Source organism: Rhodoglobus galactosidasius, from assembly GCF_054957775.1.
The window spans coordinates 1-1,114 of record NZ_JBQIAV010000025.1; the positions used below are offsets into that span (position 1 = coordinate 1).

General features: G+C 61.2%; 1 protein-coding gene. It reads left to right on the forward strand.

Going from position 1 to position 1,114, the window contains the following annotated elements:
• Positions 1–122 precede the first annotated feature (122 nt).
• A partial coding sequence (locus ACTJJW_RS14740) for an IS256 family transposase (protein WP_462645914.1) occupies positions 123–1,114 on the forward strand: 992 nt, incomplete at its 3' end.

Genomic DNA, 1,114 nt, shown 5'->3' on the forward strand with positions numbered 1-1,114 from the left:
GGTCACGTCCCTGGGAGTGGTGTAATTTCCGGCTGCTGAGCGTCGCTACGGCGACGTGAGGAGCCACCGTGTGATGGTCAGTGAGAACCGACTAAAGCTACTCACACGAAGGACACCACACGATGGCTCTTGACCAGTCTGCACTGCTTGATCTGCTTGCCCAACTGAAACTCACCGATGTCACTGACCGGATTCGCGTCGCGACCGAGAAGCTCTATCAAGAGCTGATCGATGCCGAAGCGTCCGCGTTCATCGGCGCCGCCCCATTCCAACGCACCACCGAGCGCAGCACCCACCGCAATGGCACCCGCCCCCGAACGTTAACAACGACTGCCGGGGATTTAGAGCTGTCGATCCCGAAGCTTCGCCAGGGATCGTTCTTCCCGGCATTGTTGGAGCGTCGCCGCCGAGTCGATCAGGCCCTGTTCGCCGTGGTGATGGAGGCATATCTTCACGGGGTCTCCACTCGGAAGGTCGATGATCTCGTGAAGGCTCTCGGCGCTGATTCTGGGATCTCGAAGTCGGAGGTCTCAAGAATCTGCGCGGGTTTGGACGAGGAGGTCGCCCAATTCCGGGACCGGGATCTGGCAGCGCTGGACTTCCCGTATGTGTTTCTCGACGCCACCTATTGCAAAGCTCGCGTGAACCATCGGATCGTGTCTCAAGCGGTCGTCGTCGCTGTCGGTGTCGCGGCGGACGGGCGCCGCGAAGTGCTCGGCTTCGACGTTGGCGACACCGAGAACGAAGCATTCTGGACGGGGTTTCTGCGGTCGTTGAAAACTCGCGGCCTGGGCGGGGTTGCGTTGGTGATGTCTGATGCGCACTCGGGGTTGAAGAAAGCAATCGACACCGTCTTTCAGGGCGCCAGTTGGCAACGCTGCCGGGTGCATTTCATGCGCAACGTTCTCGCCGTGGTGCCCAAGGGCAGCCAAGACATGGTGGCCTCGGTCATCCGCACAGTCTTCGCGCAACCCGACGCTGAACACATCCAGAAGCAGTTCACCGAAGTCGTTGCGATGTTGGGCCGCTCCCACCCCAAGGTCGCGGCCATGCTTGACGACGCCCGATACGACCTGCTCGCGTTCGCCGCTTTCCCGCAGCGGCATTGGCGTCA